15 protein-coding genes are annotated in these 15,930 nt (G+C 73.2%); 5 read left to right on the top strand and 10 right to left on the bottom strand.

The annotated features are described in order from the left end of the window. Positions 1 to 67: 67 nt before the first annotated feature. The 6 genes from AB0J67_RS17035 to AB0J67_RS17010 all read right to left on the bottom strand — a co-directional run bounded on the left by AB0J67_RS17035 (position 68) and on the right by AB0J67_RS17010 (position 4,900). Positions 68 to 490 (bottom strand): hypothetical protein, encoded by a 423-nt coding sequence (locus tag AB0J67_RS17035; RefSeq protein WP_363482934.1) that lies wholly within the window; start codon positions 488 to 490, stop codon positions 68 to 70. Between the two features lie 82 nt (positions 491 to 572). Then, a complete protein-coding gene (locus tag AB0J67_RS17030) occupies positions 573 to 1,235 on the bottom strand; it encodes a response regulator transcription factor (RefSeq protein WP_363482931.1) in 663 nt (220 codons plus the stop codon). Further along, positions 1,232 to 2,332: a sensor histidine kinase gene (locus AB0J67_RS17025; protein WP_363482928.1), complete on the bottom strand. Its 1,101-nt coding sequence runs from the start codon at positions 2,330 to 2,332 to the stop codon at positions 1,232 to 1,234. Before AB0J67_RS17025 ends, AB0J67_RS17030 begins: the two co-directional genes overlap by 4 nt. Positions 2,333 to 2,378: 46 nt before the next feature. Continuing rightward, positions 2,379 to 3,056 (bottom strand): methyltransferase domain-containing protein, encoded by a 678-nt coding sequence (locus AB0J67_RS17020; RefSeq protein ID WP_363482925.1) that lies wholly within the window; start codon positions 3,054 to 3,056, stop codon positions 2,379 to 2,381. 111 nt (positions 3,057 to 3,167) lie between these two features. Next, a complete protein-coding gene (locus AB0J67_RS17015; protein WP_363482937.1) occupies positions 3,168 to 3,992 on the bottom strand; it encodes a DUF72 domain-containing protein in 825 nt (274 codons plus the stop codon). 38 nt (positions 3,993 to 4,030) lie between these two features. Further along, positions 4,031 to 4,900, bottom strand: a complete 870-nt coding sequence (locus AB0J67_RS17010) for an exodeoxyribonuclease III (protein ID WP_363482922.1) — start codon at positions 4,898 to 4,900, stop codon at positions 4,031 to 4,033. Positions 4,901 to 4,965: 65 nt separating this feature from the next. On the opposite strand from AB0J67_RS17010, the gene AB0J67_RS17005 reads away from it, so the two are divergent. Both AB0J67_RS17005 and AB0J67_RS17000 read left to right on the top strand, forming a co-directional pair. Then, positions 4,966 to 6,384 (top strand): helix-turn-helix transcriptional regulator, encoded by a 1,419-nt coding sequence (locus AB0J67_RS17005; RefSeq protein ID WP_363482919.1) that lies wholly within the window; start codon positions 4,966 to 4,968, stop codon positions 6,382 to 6,384. A gap of 85 nt (positions 6,385 to 6,469) precedes the next feature. Beyond that, on the top strand, positions 6,470 to 7,273 hold the full coding sequence (locus AB0J67_RS17000; RefSeq protein ID WP_363482916.1) for a DUF5919 domain-containing protein: 804 nt from the start codon (positions 6,470 to 6,472) through the stop codon (positions 7,271 to 7,273). Between the two features lie 52 nt (positions 7,274 to 7,325). Here AB0J67_RS17000 and AB0J67_RS16995 read toward each other — a convergent pair whose 3' ends face one another. Then, entirely contained in the window at positions 7,326 to 8,288 is a 963-nt protein-coding gene (locus tag AB0J67_RS16995; protein ID WP_363482913.1) for a hypothetical protein, read from the bottom strand. Further along, complete coding sequence (locus AB0J67_RS16990) at positions 8,285 to 9,955, bottom strand: hypothetical protein (RefSeq protein WP_363482910.1); 1,671 nt, start codon at positions 9,953 to 9,955, stop codon at positions 8,285 to 8,287. The genes AB0J67_RS16995 and AB0J67_RS16990 overlap by 4 nt, the downstream gene beginning before the upstream one ends. Before the next feature lie 130 nt (positions 9,956 to 10,085). Between AB0J67_RS16990 and AB0J67_RS16985 the strand changes: the two genes are divergently transcribed. Further along, a complete protein-coding gene (locus AB0J67_RS16985) occupies positions 10,086 to 10,814 on the top strand; it encodes an NUDIX domain-containing protein (RefSeq protein ID WP_363482907.1) in 729 nt (242 codons plus the stop codon). A 76-nt stretch (positions 10,815 to 10,890) separates the two neighbouring features. On the opposite strand, the gene AB0J67_RS16980 is transcribed toward AB0J67_RS16985, so the two are convergent. Both AB0J67_RS16980 and AB0J67_RS16975 read right to left on the bottom strand, forming a co-directional pair. Then, a complete protein-coding gene (locus AB0J67_RS16980; RefSeq protein WP_363482904.1) occupies positions 10,891 to 11,763 on the bottom strand; it encodes an alpha/beta hydrolase in 873 nt (290 codons plus the stop codon). Positions 11,764 to 12,008: 245 nt separating this feature from the next. Further along, a complete protein-coding gene (locus tag AB0J67_RS16975) occupies positions 12,009 to 13,238 on the bottom strand; it encodes a phospholipase D-like domain-containing protein (RefSeq protein WP_363482901.1) in 1,230 nt (409 codons plus the stop codon). Positions 13,239 to 13,389: 151 nt separating this feature from the next. On the opposite strand from AB0J67_RS16975, the gene AB0J67_RS16970 reads away from it, so the two are divergent. Continuing rightward, positions 13,390 to 14,358: a LysR family transcriptional regulator gene (locus AB0J67_RS16970; protein WP_363482898.1), complete on the top strand. Its 969-nt coding sequence runs from the start codon at positions 13,390 to 13,392 to the stop codon at positions 14,356 to 14,358. A gap of 57 nt (positions 14,359 to 14,415) precedes the next feature. After that, positions 14,416 to 15,900 carry a S1 family peptidase gene (locus AB0J67_RS16965; protein ID WP_363482895.1) on the top strand — a complete coding sequence of 495 codons (1,485 nt, stop codon included), beginning with the start codon at positions 14,416 to 14,418 and terminating at the stop codon, positions 15,898 to 15,900. Positions 15,901 to 15,930 lie beyond the last annotated feature (30 nt).

Genomic DNA, 15,930 nt, shown 5'->3' with positions numbered 1-15,930 from the left:
GGGGCCTGTGGGGGTGGGGGGGGGCCCCCGGGTGGGGGGGCCGCGGGGCCCCCCCCCCCGGCCGCCGTCAGTGGCGGTACTCGTCCAGCCGCCACAGCATCGCGGCGAGCATCGCGGGCAGCATGAGCAGGTGACCGCCCATCATCAGCCCGTGGGCGGAGACGGCGCCGAACGCGTACGGCACCAGCAGGACCAGGAACGGCACGTACATCGCGGCCGACATCTCGGCGATCCGGGGCCAGGAGTGGCGCCGGAAACGCATCCACGCCGCCATGCCGACCGTCATGTTCGTCGCCATCACCAGCGCGTCCACCGCGGGCAGGTCGGACAGGCCCGGCCAGGCCAGCGACCACAGCGGGCCGAGGGCGAACATCCCGACGAGCATGGCGACCACCATCTCGGCGAAGTGCAGGCCGAACCGGAGGTTCTTGCGCCAGGCCGACCGGCCGGCGTGAGCGGAGCTGTCCTTGTCGCACGAGGAGGTTGTCATGCCCACCATCCTCGGCCCGCGCGGCCATGCGGGCAGGTGCCGGAAGTCATGGTCGCCGGTCACCTTCGCCCATGACCCGCGCTCACAGCAGGCCGAGCTCGCGGGCGCGCAGCGCCGCCTGGGTGCGGTCGCGGGCGTCGAGCTTGGCCAGCACGTTGGTCACATGGTTCTTCACCGTGCCCTCGGCCAGGAACAGCTCGGCGGCGATCTCCCGGTTGGACCGGCCGCCGGCCAGCAGCCGCAGCACGTCCAGCTCGCGTTCGGACAGCGGCACGACCAGCGGCTGCGGCCGCGGCTCGCCCGGTCCGGCGGGCAGCCGGGCGAACTGCGCCACGACCTTCGCCGCCACCGACGGCTGCAGCACCGCCTCACCGCGCGCCGCGGCGTGCACCGCCTCCACCAGCTGCGCCGACGACGCGTCCTTGAGCAGGTAGCCGAGCGCCCCGGCGCGCAGCGCCGCGAACACCTCCTCGTCGTCGTCGAACGTGGTCAGCACGATCACCCGCACGCCGGGCTGCTCGGCCCGCATCCGGCGGGTGGCGGCGACCCCGTCCAGCACCGGCATGCGCAGGTCCATCAGCACCACGTCGGGCCGCAGCGCGGCCGCGCGGTCCAGCGCCTGCGCGCCGTCGCCCGCCTCGCCCACCACCTCGATGTCGTCGTGTACGCCGAGCAGCACCGCCAGCGCCTCCCGGAACAGCGACTGGTCGTCGGCGAGCAGCACCCGCACCGGCGGGCGGCTCACCCGGGCACCTCCACGCTCAGCGTCGCGCCGCTGCCGGGCACCGACTCGATGCTCATCCGCCCTCCGGCGTGCGCGGCGCGCTCGCGTACCCCCACCAGGCCGAACCCGGCCGGGTCGGGGCCGCCGGACAGGCCGGTGCCGTCGTCGCGGACCTCCAGCCGCACCGCGGCCGGGCCGGTGTAGTCCAGGACCAGCGCGGCCCGGGTCGCGCGGGCGTGCTTGCGTACGTTGGTCAGGCCCTCCTGCGCGGCCCGGTAGAGCGACTCCTCGGCGTCGGCGACCAGCGGCCGGGCCTGCCCCGACACGTCGAGGCTGGTCGGCACGCCCGCCGCCGAGGTCTCCTCGACCAGCACCCGCAGCGCCTCGGGCAGCGGCACGGACGGGCGCGGCTCGCGCATCGCGCCGACCGAGCGGCGCACCTCCGCCAGCGCCTCCTCGGCCTGGTGCTGGGCCTTGGCCAGCACCGCGTCGGCCTTGGCCGGGTCCGTGGCCAGCACCGCCCGCGCCGCCTTCACCTGCATCTGCACCACGGTCAGCGAGTGGCCGAGCCCGTCGTGGATGTCGCGGGCGACCCGGTTGCGTTCCTGCACCGCCGCCAGCCGCTCGGCCTGCAGCGCGTACGCCCGCAGCCGGTCGTGCGCGGCGGCGAGCTCGCGGCGGGCCCGCTGCTCGCGCACGATCAGGTGGGTCAGCACGGCGGCGAACGCGGCGGCGGCGAGCATGCCCAGGCCCTCGCGCAGCCCGGCCCGCCATTCCATGCCGGTGTGCACGAACGGGACCAGGCCGGCCACGGTCAGCGCGCCCGCGGGCGGCAGCAGCAGCACGCTCTGGCTCACCAGGACCAGCAGCAGCAGGATCGCGCCCACCATCGCGCCGGACGCGACGAAGGTCGCGTAGCCGAGGACCAGCTGCGCCGCGACGAAACCGATGCTGAGGCCGCGCCGGTCGCGCCGCCGCACCCAGGCGAAACCGGCGGTGGCCCCGACGACGTAGACCGCGCCCAGGCCGATCGCGGCGACCGCGTGGTGGGCGGCGGCGGTCCCGGCGAGCAGGGTCAGGTATGCGGCCAGGGTCAGCAGGTCGAGGGCACGCTCCACACCCACCACTGTGGCCGGTCGGGGCGCGGCCGGTCAACGCCGCAGGTCAGCGCAGGCGTACGGCTCGCAGCACCGCGTCGTGGACGGTGACCGGCCGGCCCTCGGCGTCGGTGGCCTCGCGGCCGGGCGTCGCGGTGTGGATCTCCCAGTCGGCGGGGTCCAGCGCCGCCGCGGCCTGCTCGGCGGTGAACATCAGCGCCGGCAGGTGCGGGCGGCCGATGGTCGTCTCCAGGTCGGAGAAGTGGTGCCCGACGATCAGCAGCGTGCCGCCGGGCCGCACCGCCGCCGCCAGCCTGCGGTGCAGGTCCGTGCGGGCCGGGTCGGGCAGCTGCATGAACTGCGCCGACACCAGGTCGAACCGCGCCGGGGCCGGGTCCCACGTCAGGATGTCGGCCCGCAGCCAGGTGGCCCGCGCGGCGGTCTGCTCGCCCGCCTCGGCCGCGTGCGCCGCGGCCCGGCCCAGCGCCACTCCGGACACGTCGACGCCGGTGACCTGCCAGCCCCGGGCTGCCAGCCACACCGCGTCGGCGCCCTCGCCGCAGCCGACGTCGAGCGCGGTCCCCGGGACGAGGTCGGCGGCGGTGGTGACCACGTGCGGGTTGGGGTTGCCGCTCCAGATCCGCTCCTTGGAGCCGTACCGCTCGTCCCAGAACCTCTCGGTGAAGAAGTCGTCGATGTCGTGTTCGTCGTGTGCCGCGTGATGAGCCGCGTGCGCGTCGGTCATGGCTGACCACCTCCACCGTCAGCGTGCCCGCTTGGCCGCGCCGCGCGCAAACTTCGTTGCCGGTTCGGCAAGTCGCGCCTTCGGGTCGGCGTCGCCCGCCGGCCACCCGTATCAGAACAGGGTCAGCGGCTCCGCGGTCTCCGGCTCCTGCGGTTCCGGCAGCGCCGCGAGCTGCGGTACGCGTGCCCGCACCTCGTCGTGGAAGCGGCGGCACAGCGCGGGCGCGTCGGCGTTGTCGGGCGTGTGGATGAACACCGTCGGCGAGCGCCCCTCCCGCAGCCAGCCGGTGACCACGTCCACCCAGTGCCGCCAGCCTTCGACGGTCCGCTCGGTGTCGTCGCGGCCCAGGTAGCGCACGATCGGCCGGTCGGTCAGCGCCTGCGACCGGCGCGGCATGCGCGGCTTCTTCAGCCACGCCTCCCGCTCGGCGTCGCTGGTCGGCGGTGTCTCGAAGAACGCGACCGTGTCGAACGGCACCCACTCGGCGCCGGCGACCGCGAGCACCTGCTCCAGCTGCCGCGCCTGCCGGGGATCGTCGAAGAACGCCCGGTGGCGCACCTCCACGGCGTACCGGAAACCGGTGGGCAGCCGCCGCAGGAAGCCCGCCAGGTCGCCGACGTCGTTCGGGCCGAACGAGCCCGGCAGCTGCAGCCACAGCGCGTGGTTGCGCGGGCCCAGCGGCTCGACCGCGTCCAGGAACGCGCGCAGCTCCTCGTCGGCGCCGGACAGCCGCCGCTCGTGCGTGATCGGCTTGGGCAGCTTCACCACGAACCGGAAGTCCGGCCCGGTCTGCTCCGCCCACGTCTGCACGGTCCGCCGCGCCGGGGTCGCGTAGAACGTCGTGTTGCCCTCGACCGCGTTGCACCAGCTCGCGTACCAGCGCAGCCGCTCGGTGGGCGGCAGTGGGTGCCCCTGCCACGCCTTGTGCGTCCACATCGCGCAGCCGACGTGCAGACGCATCGTCGCACCGTCCATCACTCGTCGGCCGGCGCCTGGGGCAGCTTCGCGCCGCGGCGGGTCCGCGGGGCCGACGGCGGCGGCACGACCGGGCCGATGTCGCCGTCGGGCGCCTCGTCCAGGTCGACGATCACCGGGGCGTGGTCGCTGGGGCCGGTGCCCTTGCGCGCCAGCCGGTCCACCCAGGCCGCCTTGACCCGCCCGGCCACCGGCGCCGACGCCAGGATCAGGTCGATGCGCATCCCCAGGTCCTGGTGGAACATCCCGGCCCGGTAGTCCCAGTACGTGAAGACCCGCTCGGTCGGCCAGCGGTCCCGGACGACGTCGTGCAGCCCGAGCGCCTGCAGCTCGGCCAGCGCCGCCCGCTCCGGCCCGGTCACGTGCGTGCTGCCGACGTACGCCGCCGGGTCGAACACGTCGGCGTCGGCCGGGGCGATGTTCACGTCGCCGCACACGACGGCGTCCTGCGGGCCCGCGGCGACGGTGTCGCGCAGCGCGGCCAGCCAGGCCAGCTTGTACCGGTAGTGGTCGGAGTCCGGGACGCGGCCGTTGGGCACGTACACCGAGTGCACGCGGATCCCGCCGCAGGTCGCCGACACCGCCCGCGCCTCGGGGTGCGGGAAGCCGGGCCCGTTCGGCAGGCCCTGCACGACGTCGTCGAGGCCGACCTTGGACAGGATCGCCACCCCGTTCCAGCGCGCCTCACCGTGCACGGCGAACGCGTACCCGCGGCTGGTGAGCTCCTCGCTGAGCAGGTCGGCGAAGGCGGCGTCGCCGAGCTTCAGCTCCTGCAGGCAGACCACGTCGGGTCGCCGCTGGTCCAGCCACGGCAGGAACCGGGGCAGCCGCTGCTTGACCGAGTTCACGTTCCATGTCGTCACCCGCACCGGACCCACGATATAGGGGCCCCGTTGGCGTCCGGCGGCTCGCGGGCCGCCGCTACGCTGTGCGCGTGTCCCGCGACGTCGAGGCCGACCGGCTGCTGGCCACCTCCCGCAGCACCGCCGACCCGGTGGCCGCAGCCCGGCTGGCCGCGGAGGCGTTCCTCGCGCTGTCCCGCACCGCCGACGCGGCCACCCTGCCGCCGCTGGCGGCCCGGCTCGCCGAGCTGCGCTCCGACCCGCCCCGGCCGCAGACCGAGGTGCTGTTCCACACCGTCACCGGCGTCATCGGCGTACGCACCCGCACACCCCACGCCTCGCGGCACCTGGAAACCGCGCTCCGGCTGACCGACCAGCACCGGCTGCACACCGACGTGCTCTTCCTGGAGCTGGCGCTGCTGAGCACCCTGCAGTTGATGCGTCCCCATGAGGCACGCCCCCGGTTCGCCCACCTCATCGACGCCGCCGACACCGAACCCGCCCGCCTCGCCAGGCTGCGGGGCATGCTCGGCCTCGGCGACGCGTGGAGCGGCGACCTGCTGCGCGGGCGGGTCGAGCTGCACGAGTCGCTGCGCCTGGCCCGCGAGGCCGGCCGCGCCGACATCCAGGCCGAGACCGCCTCCTGGCTGATCAAGGTCGAGGCGCTGTGCGGTGACCTGCCCGCCGCCACGGCGTACCTGGCCGAGACCCGGCGGCTCGCCGCGCGGGCGGGGTCGAGCTGGGTCGCCGGGCACATCGCCGAGTGCGCCGCCGCCCTGCACCTGGCCGCCGGTGACACCGAGTCCTGGCTGGGGATGCTCGAGTTCCTGGTCGGCACCGTCGTCGGCGCGACCTCCGGGCTCATCTTCGAGCACCGCTGGGAGCTGGCCACCCACCACGCCCTGCACGGGCGGTCCGAGGCCGCCGACGCGCTGCTCGCCCGGCTGCCCGACCCGCCCCTGGGCTGGCCCGGCGCCCCGGCCCTGCCCGCCTGGCGGGCCTGGATCGCCCAGCCCGCCGACCCTGCGGCGATGGCCCGGTTCGAGGCGGCGCTGGCCGGGCTGAACCGGCCGGTGGAGCGGCTGTCGCGGGCCCGCATGGCGTGGCTGCTCGGCGCGCAGCACGCCCGCCTGGGCCGGCGCGCCGACGCGACCCGCCTGCTCGAAACCGCCTGCACGGGGTATGCCGCGACCGGCGCGGCCGGGATGGTGGCCCGTGTCGTGGCCGATCTGGAGCAGGTCGCCGCCGCACCGCCCGCCGTGCGCCGGCAGTCGGCGGCCGTCGTGACGGTGCATTCCGACGCGTTGTCGCTGACCGGGGCCGAGGCGCGGGTCGCCCGCGCGGTCGCGGGCGGCCTGAGCAACCGGGAGGTCGCCGAGCAGTTGCAGGTCTCGGCGAAGACGGTCGAGTTCCACCTGGGCAACATCTTCCGCAAGCTGGGCGTACGCAACCGCACCGAGCTCGCCGCGACCGTCGCCGTCGGGCTGCCGGGCGCAGGCGGCGCGGCGTGATCGCGGACGGCGCGGAAGCGGGCCGGGTGCTCGTCGCGGCGGGCATTGATCGGATGGGTTGAATGCCTCTATCTAAGATGGTCCTATGAAGAATTCGATGCGCCTATTCCGGTACGTGGTGACCCACCGCGAACTGGAGGTGCATCTGTCGATAGCGCTCGCGCTCGTGGTGGGGGTGCTGGGGCTGCTCGATGTGGTCGGCGCCCCGGTCGTCACCGCGGCCACGTTGGCCACGCTGGCGGTCATGGCCATGAGCGTGCTGGTCAACCGGCGTCAGATGGGTGAGGTCGAGCGTTCCATGCGGGCGCTGTCGGAGGCGGTGCGCCACCGGGACACCGAGAATGTGTCGGTCGACAGCCTGCTGCGGGAGTCCACTTCGGGAGCGGGCGCTCTCGGCTCCGGAATGAGTGACGTCGGCATGCTGGGAGTGACACTCGGGCGCACCCTGCGCAGCAATTACCACGAATTGGAGAAACTGTTGCGCGAGGGTGCGCGCATCCGGGTGGCGCTGCTCGATCCGGCCAGTGGCGCACCCGAGGAGGCGGCGCGCCGGTGCGGCGTGGGACACCAGCCGGAGATCTTCCAGCAGCGGTTGCAGCTCTCCGTCGGCCTGCTGCGTCAGCTCAGCGCGACGGCCGGCCCGGGCAGCGTCGAGGTGCGGCTGCTGCCCTTCGCGCCCGCCGTCGGCCTGCTGGTGACCGATCCCGGCACCGGCGGCGGGCGGGTCCACCTCGACATCTACGCCCACCGGCCGGTGGGCCCCGAGCCCGTGCTGGTGCTGCGGCGCGACCGCGATCCCGGCTGGTTCGCCCACTTCGTCGACGAGTTCGAGCGGGTCTGGGCGAACGGCCGCGCGCCGGGCCCGGCGGACGGTTTCCCGACTGCCTGACCCGGCGCGCTGCGGGAGGGGCCGGTGCCACCCCGGTCGCCGGCCCCTCCGGTCACGCCGGTGGCGTGACCCTCAGAAACGGCAACAGCCGCACCATGACGTCCGCGGCGTGCCGCGCGGCGAGGTCCTGGTGCTCGTCCTTCTTGGCCACGTCGGCCAGATCCGAGATCCCGCGTACGGTGAACCACCCGAGCGGCCGGTGCGGGCTCCCGGCGCTGCTGTGGAACGCGGCGGCCACGCCCGCGGCCTCCATCTCGACGGCGAGCGTCTTGTCGTTGAAGTCCTTCAGGAACCGCCGTGCCTGGGCGTCCTCCCAGGCGACCACGGTGTCGGCGGAGCCGACCGGGCCCTGGTGCACCAGGTAGGCGCTCGTCGCATCGGCCAGGGGCAACGGACGGCGCTCGCGGCCGTCCCGCGCGAAGAAGCGGTTCATCCGCTCCCGCGCCGCGTCGGTGATCTGGTGCCCCGAGCCGCGGATCACCCGCCCGTCCGGGGTGTCCTTGCCCGAGCCGTAGCAGATGATGTGGTCGCTGAGCACCACGTCGCCGATGCCCAGGCTGCGGTCGATCCCACCCGCGATCCCGACCAGCAGCACGAACGACGGCGCGCAGAAGCCGGTGAGCCTGCGGTAGGCGGTCTGCGCCGCCAGCGTGCCCTGCTCGGTCGCCTCCAGCGCGGCGACGCGGACGGCGCCCCCGGGCACGGGCATGGTGGCTTCGGCCACCAGCGTCCCCTCGGCCCGGCTGTCGTCCCGGTAGTCGGAACCCGCGGCCAGCGCCCTGGCCACCGCCGCGAACTCCCTGGGGGTGGCGACGATGACGCCCACGTCGGCCGACGTGCGGTCTTCTCCGGCGCCGCGGGGCCGGTCCCGCGGCTCGCGCGACGTCGTGCGGTACACCGTCGCGCCCTTGCCCACCGCGCCCGTGTTGACGATGTTCCCGTGCCCGAAGTGCTGGATACCTTGGTTGCCGCCCTGCTCGACCTCGATCGTCGGCGGGGTTTCGGGCTCGCTCATCGGGTCACCTTCGCGTTGTCGCCGACGGCGCCGTCGTTGTTGATGTCGCCGGAGCCGAAGTGCTGGATGCCCCGGTTGAGGATGTTCACCGAGCGCTGGCGGAACTCCGTGACGTCGGCCCCCTGGTTCTCGAGGAAGTCGAGGACGGCGGCCAGGACGCGGCGCTGGATGATGGACGCGTACTTGGTGAAGTCGTGCTCTATGAGCGAGTTGCGCCAGGTGCCGCTGCTGCCCAGCTCCCGCACGCTCATCAGGGCGCCGTAGTCGACCCCGGTCGGGGAGACGGCGCCGCGGCGGGTGGCCACGTGGAGCGCGTCGAGCCCGGCCTGGATCAGGTTGATCGGCGCCCGCGCCACGGTGACGGGCGCGTCCACGATGCCCCGCTTGACCGCCCGCAGGTACGCGGGCAGCCCGGTGCCGCCCTCCAGGTCGACGACCCGGAACTCGCTGCGGCACGGGCCCAGGGCCCAGCTCGACATGTCCACGTACAGGGTCCGGCCCTGGACGGCGATGTGCACGTACACATTGGTGATCAGCTCGCCCTGCCAGGACGACACGCGGAACGCCAGGAAGTAGCGCGCGGGCGTCGTCGGGTTGGCGATGACGGCGCTGACCTGCGCCCGGTCCATCTGGTTGCGCAGCATCGCGGTCTCGCTGCCGGCGAGGAACACGGTGCCCTCGACGGTCAGGCCGGGCAGCAGCTCCTGTGCCGTGCCGCCGGTGAGCCGGTTGATCCGCTCCGCCACCCAGGCGGTCAGCTCCTCGGCGGTGAAGGTGATGGTGGGGAACTCCCTGGCCGACTCGGGTGTCGTCGCGGCGGCGTTCGGCTCGCGCCGCACCAGGCGGACCGCGGTGCCCCAGCGGTCCAGCTCCGTCCCGGAGCCGACGAAGGGCTGGTAGCCGGAGTACACGACCACGTTGCCGCGCTGCTGCCGCTCGATCTCGGCCAGGCGCTGGTCTGCGGCGTCGGTGGTGTGGCGGCCGCGGCCGGGGGCCATGGTGTCCACCCGCGACTGCTTGAGCAGGTTGGCGGCCATGGGGGTGAAGCAGAGCACGGCCAGCAGCAGCAGCGACAGCGCGGTCGAGGCGCCGGTCAGCAGGTCGGCGCCGGTGGACGGCTCGGGCTCGCCGTAGAAGCCGCCGCCGGCTCCCGCGAGCGCCGCCGCCATGGCGGCGGCGGCGAAGAAGTAGAAGCTCAGCATCGTGGAGAGCAGGAAGGCGCCGGTCACGGCCCACGCGCGCAGGATCAGCCGCAGGAAGTCGGTGACGGTGCCGCCTCCGCGCAGCCCGCGCACGACGTCGCGGATCAGCCGATACGTCGCGACGCACAGCTGCAGCTGGATCAGCGCCACCACCAGCAGCAGGAAGGTCGGGAAGGAGACGCACGCGGACAGGGCGAGCATGAACACGATGGCGCCGTCGCGGGCGAGGTTGATCACCCGGGCCTTCTTGCAGTGGCTGAGAACGGTGACGAGGTCGAAGCCGTACGACGGGGCGACCATGCGCCGGGGCTGGTGGTAGACCTCGTTGAGGGCGGCTCGGCAGAACCGGTCGTCGAGGTACGCGCCCGCGCTCAGGTGCCGGGTCGGCCGGGTCGGGACATCGTCGTCGCCGGCGCGCGGGGCGGGCACCGCGTAGGGGTCGGGCTGAACGTACGCCTGTGTCATCTCTGCTCCAGGGCAGTGCTGGTGCGCGGGCGGGAACCGTAACGGGACTGACGGACAGCGCTTTATGTGAGTTCGACATTAAGTGCGGGCACGACTTAATGTCAATGCGACGTTTAGTTACCCTTGTCGGATGACCGAGTCACGCCCGCGGGTCACTGCGGCAATCACCGTGGACCTGGTGGTCCTCACCGTTCGTCGGGACAGGCTGCACGTCCTGCTGATCGAGCGGGGCACGGAGCCGTACGCCGGCCAGCCCGCCCTGCCGGGAGGGTTCCTGCGCGACCGGGAGGACCTGCTCGACTCGGCCATCCGCGAGCTGCGGGAGGAGACGTCCCTCGACGGCCGCCGGCTGCACCTGGAGCAGCTGGGCGCCTACGCGGCGGCCGACCGCGACCCGCGCGGCCGGGTGCTGACGGTCGCGTACCTGGCGATCGCACCGAACCTGCCGCAGCCCTCGGCCGGCACCGACGCCGCGGGTGCGGTGTGGATGCCCGCCGACCGGCTGGTAGGCCCGGACCCGGTGCCGCTCGCCTTCGACCATGCGGCGATCCTGCGCGACGGCATCGAGCGCGCCCGCGTCGAGCTGGAGTACACCACCGTCGCGGCCGCCTTCTGCAAGGACGAGTTCACCATCACCGAGCTGCGCACCGTCTACGAGGCGGTGTGGGGGACCACGGTGGACCCGCGCAACTTCGCCCGCAAGGTGCTGACCGCCGACGGCTTCGTGGTGCCCACGGGACACAAGCGGGCGTCCGAGATGGGCCGTCCGGCGGCGCTCTACCGGCGCGGGGCCGCGCTGCTGCTCAACCCGCCGATGCTGCGGGCGCAGAGCATGGCGCGCCGCCGGCCGTCGGCGTGACGGCCGCGGCGCGCCACGGTCGGACGAACGCCGGTGCCGGGGGAACGTTTCCCCCGGCACCGGTGTCAAGCGGCGATCAGCAGGCGTTGGTACGGAAGTCCGAGACCGCCGTGCCGCCGTAGCCGCAGGTGAACGGCGTGAAACGGGTGTCGTTGTTCAGGTAGCGCTTGAACCAGGAGACCAGCGCCCGCGACAGGGTCGAGTTGGTGGACTGCGGGAAGAAGTGGCTGGCGCCGTTCAGCTCGACGTAGCTCTTGGGCCCGCCGAGGCTGTTGTAGAACGGGATCGAGTGCGAGCTGACGGCGGCGATGGTGTCGCTCTCGCCGCCGACGATCTGCACGGCCTCGTTGAGCCCGCTCCAGGTCTTGTCGGAGTTCCACGGCGCGATCGGCACACCGGCCTTGACCAGCCCGGTGGTGTCGGCCGCCAGCGCCTCCAGGGTGCCGCCGCCGCCCATCGAGTGCCCGGCGACGCCGCGGCGGCTGCCGTCGACCTTGGCGCGGACCTGCGACGGAGCCGAGTTGACGGCCCAGTTCAGCGCGGCGAGCAGCTGGCTGCCGCGGCTGGCCGGCTGGTCGTAGATGCTGTTGGTCTCGATGCCGACCACCACGAAGCCCCAGGAGGCCAGGCGCGGGCCGATCCAGCTGATGCTGGACCAGCGGGCGGTGAAGCCGGGGGAGATCGCGATCACCGGGTAGGTGCCGCTGGCGGTCGGGTAGTAGGCCACGCCGCCGCCGAAGCCGCTGACGAGGCTGGAGATGTTGTACGTGGCGACGGAGAAGCTGCCGTTGCCGGTGATGTTGGACGAGGTCGGCGCCTGGCCGATCTCGTCGGCGAAGGCGGGCGCGGCCGTGCCGAGCGCGGTTCCGCCGGCCAGCGCCGTGGCGACGAAGGCGGTGGCGATGGCGCGGGTGATCCGGCGGCGGACGGAGGGTGCGGTTAGCTGCACTGTTCCACTCCTGACGGTGAGGAACCGGCCCCTTTGCGGCGGTGTGCCGCGGGGGACGGGAGAGCCGGTTGTCGGGCAGTGCAGCCAGTTTCATCAGCGTCCGTCAGTGGACGCATCGGCAGAATCGCCGGTCGATCCGCTGGTGTCCCGCCGGGGCCGGGGTGCCGGCCGATCGGCGGGATCACCGGCCGCGCCACCGGCCGCCGGGTCGGGTGGCGGGCGGCGCGGCCGCGGCGGTGCCGGGGTCAGCGGCAGGGGTAGTTGCTCTTCGTGCAGGTGACGCCGGTGTTGTAGGCCTCGTTGAAGTGGGTGTAGTAGGCGTCGTAGAGCGGGTGGGTGCTGCCGGTCTCCGGACCCATCTTGACGAAGATCTCGTCGTTCTCGCTCAGCGCGTCATGGGTCCAGTTCTGCGAGCCGGTGTAGACGCGGTACTGGTACGTGCCGCCGTAGCTGCCGTACGCCAGGAAGAACTTGTTGTGGACGTGGTCCTTGCGCCGGATGGCGACGCCCGCGGTGAGCAGGTCGTTGTAGACCGACTGGGTCATGGAGATGCCCCCCTCGGCGTCGGTGCCCACCGACATCCAGACGTTGCAGCCGCCGGCCCGGTAGGACTTCACGACGTCGACGACCTTCGGCCGCCCGCTGGTGATCGAGGCCATGCTGACGCGCAGCCGGCAGTTGCTGTCGGGCGTCAGGTCGTTGAGCCGGGTGGCGATCGTGTCGGTCTGGCCCTCGCCCTCGGGCGAGGCGTACGCGTCCGCGGCGGTGGCCTGGTAGTAGCCGCGCCCGGAGGCCGAGTCGTAGTAGTCGTCGCCGGAGTAGTGGCGGCGGTTCCACATGTCGGCGAAGTTGGCGTTCAGCCCGCTCATCAGCGCGGCGTCGCCGTACACGGTGATGGTGTTGTTGAAGGCGTCGGTGCCGGTGGCGTAGGTGAGGTTGGCCGAGCCGAACCAGGAGACGTTGCTGCGCGCGGTGCCGGCCGGGTCGGTGGCGGTGGTGAAGGTGAACATCTTGGTGTGCATGTCGCCGTCGGCGCTGGTGCTGATGCAGCCCTTGCCGCCGCTGGAGTTGGTGCAGAACTTGTGGTTGGCCAGCTTCCGGACGGTGGCGACGGCCGGGTCGGTCGAGGGCGCGTTCTTGCCGTCGAGCACGACCATCACGTTCACCCCGCGGGTCTGCGCCCGCAGCAGCGCGTCGGCCACGGAGTCGATGCTCAGCGAGTGGATCGCGCCCTTGATGCTCGACCCGGCGGGGGCGCTGTCGATGAGCCGCTGCAGCTCGTTGACGAGCGTGTAGTCGCGTCCGGCGGTGGGGTTGGCGAAATGGGCCCAGACCGGGTGGCCGCCGATGGTCGCCCGGGCGCTGTGGATCGCGGCCGCGGCGGGCTGTGCGGGCAGCAGGACGGCGGCCGCGGCCAGCGCGGTCACCACGGACGTCGCGCGCAGGTGGCGGCGGCGAAGTGAGAAAAGCTTCATGGCCGTAGATGCTCTGAAGGAAAGTTGCGGGTGTCAATCCCGCTGGATGGGCGAGATCGCCGAGCGCGCCCTTTCGCCGCGACAGCGAAACATGGACGGATTAGAATCTACAGGTACTTCCGCTCAATGATCCTTTCCCGACTGGAGGACCGTGAACCTGGAGGTACGCCACCTGAGGGTGGTATGCGCGATCGCCGACACCGGCAGCGTCACGAAAGCGGCGTCGCTGCTGGGGCTGGCGCAGCCCGCCGTCACGGCGCAGCTGCAGCGCATCGAGCGTGCCCTGGGCGGCCCCCTGTTCGAGCGCGGCCGCCGCGGGGTCACCCCGACGGCCCTGGGCGAGCTGGTGCTCACCCGCGCCCGGGTGGTGCTGCCCGCGATGAAGGGCCTGCAGGAGGACGCGGCCCGCCTGGCCGGGCACCGCGTCCAGCCCAACCAGTGGCGCATCGGCGCGGTCAGCGGCCCGATCCTGGGCGGGCTGATGTCGCGCCTGGCTGACGACGGCACGCAGGTGCTGACCCACCCCTCCCACTGGGCGGACAACCTCGCCGAGCTGACCGCCGCGGGCAAGCTCGACTTCTGCGTCGTGGGCGTGTGCGGCGACACCGTGCCCGGCGCGCCCGACGACGGGCTGGTGTGGCGCGAGATCGCCATCGACGCGGTGTTCGTGATGCTGCCCGAGAGCCACCTGCTGGCCGACCGGTGGGAGATCGACCTCGCCGAGCTGGCCGGCGCCCAGTGGGCCAGCCTGCCCGGTGACGGCTGCTTCGGCGACTGCTTCGCCGCCGCGTGCGCGCGGGCCGGGTTCACCCCGCGCGCGATGTACGAGATGGACTTCGGCAACGCGCTCGACGCCGTGCAGGCCGGGCACGCCGTCGGGCTGTGCAAGGCCACGTTCCGGCGTGTCGACGGGATCGTCACGGTGCCCATCGCGGGCGCGCCGCTGCGCTGGCGGCACCTGCTCGGCTGGCATCCGCGCGGCGAGGCGGCCGCGTTCGGCGACGTCGTGCTGGCCCACGCCGTGGCGGCGTACGCGGAGTCCGCGGCGCGCAACCCGCACTATCTCAAGTGGTGTGAGGCCAACCCCCGGTTCGGGCCGCCGCCGCTGCCCATCGCATGACGTTATGACTGAATGAACATCTGTCGGTGTCGATGCGATGTTGCGTAGCTTCGCCGCATGAATCGCAAACTCCTCCACATCTCCGCGGTGGCAGCCCTGACCCTGGGCGTCACCGCCGCGCTGACCTATCCGGCGTCGGCCGACTCCCGCCCCGGCTCGGCGGCCGACGCCGCCGCCACCGCCGGCGTCTCGACCGAGGTCTTCCAGGCCCTCGCCCGTGACCTCAAGCTCGACGTCGCAGGCGTCAAGGACCGGCTCGCCAACGAGTCCCGGGCCGCCAAGGCCGACCTCTCGCTGCGCAAGTCGCTGGGCGGCAGCTACGGCGGCGCGTGGCTGTCGGCCGACGCGAAGTCGTTCACCGTCGGCGTGACCAGCCAGGCGCAGGCCGACAAGGTCAGCGCCGCGGGCGCGACACCGAAGCTGGTCAAGCACAGCCTGGCCCAGCTCGACGCGGCCAAGGCCGGGCTCGACGCCGTCGCGGCCAAGGCGCCCAAGGGCATCCCCGGCTGGTACGTCGACGTCGTGAACAACACCGTCGTCGTGCTGTCGCGCGGCGCCGACACGGCCGCGTTCATCAAGGCCAGCGGCGTGGACGCGAGCGCCGTGCGGGTCGCGGCGTCGGCGGAGAACCCGGTGCCGTTCATCGACGTCATCGGCGGCAACGCCTACTACATCGGCAGCGGCAGCCGCTGCTCGGTCGGCTTCTCGGTCAACGGCGGGTTCGTCACCGCCGGGCACTGCGGCTCGACCGGCTCCACCACCACCCAGCCCAGCGGCACCTTCGCCGGCTCCAGCTTCCCCGGCAACGACTACGCCTGGGTGCGGGTCAACTCCGGCAACACCCCGCGCGGCCTGGTCAACAACTACGCGGGCGGCACGGTGAGCGTGAACGGCTCCACCGACGCCGCGATCGGCGCCTCGGTCTGCCGCTCCGGCTCCACCACCGGCTGGCGCTGCGGCACCATCCAGGCCCGCAACTCGTCGGTGACCTACCCCCAGGGCACCGTCAGCGGCCTCATCCGCACCAACGTCTGCGCCGAGCCCGGCGACTCCGGCGGCTCGCTGATCGCCGGCAACCAGGCCCAGGGCGTCACCTCGGGCGGCTCGGGCAACTGCAGCTCCGGCGGCACCACGTACTTCCAGCCGGTCAACGAGATCCTGCAGGCCTACAGCCTGACCCTGGTCACCGGTGGCAGCAACCCGCCGCCGTCGTCCCCGCCGCCGACCGGCGGCTGCACCGGGTACGAGTTCACCCGCAACGGCTCGCTGTCCAGCGGCGGCAGCGCGTACCAGCCCGACGGCAGCTACTACCAGTCGACGTCGTCCGGCACGCACCGCGGCTGCCTGGTCGGCCCGTCCGGCACCGACTTCGACCTGTACCTGCAGAAGTGGAACGGCTCGGCCTGGGCGAACGTCGCCACCGGCGGCACGCCGTCCAACGCGGAGTCGGTGACCTACAGCGGCACCGCCGGGTACTACCGCTACCGCGTCCACGCGTACAGCGGCTCGGGCAGCTACACCCTCGGGTTCACCAACCCGTGACCTGCGACGAATGAACGGAGCCCCGCCCGT

The sequence above is a fragment of the Catellatospora sp. NPDC049609 genome (genome assembly GCF_040675365.1).
In the GTDB taxonomy this organism is placed as follows: domain Bacteria; phylum Actinomycetota; class Actinomycetes; order Mycobacteriales; family Micromonosporaceae; genus Catellatospora.
This window is presented reverse-complemented; position numbering and strand designations above follow the sequence as displayed.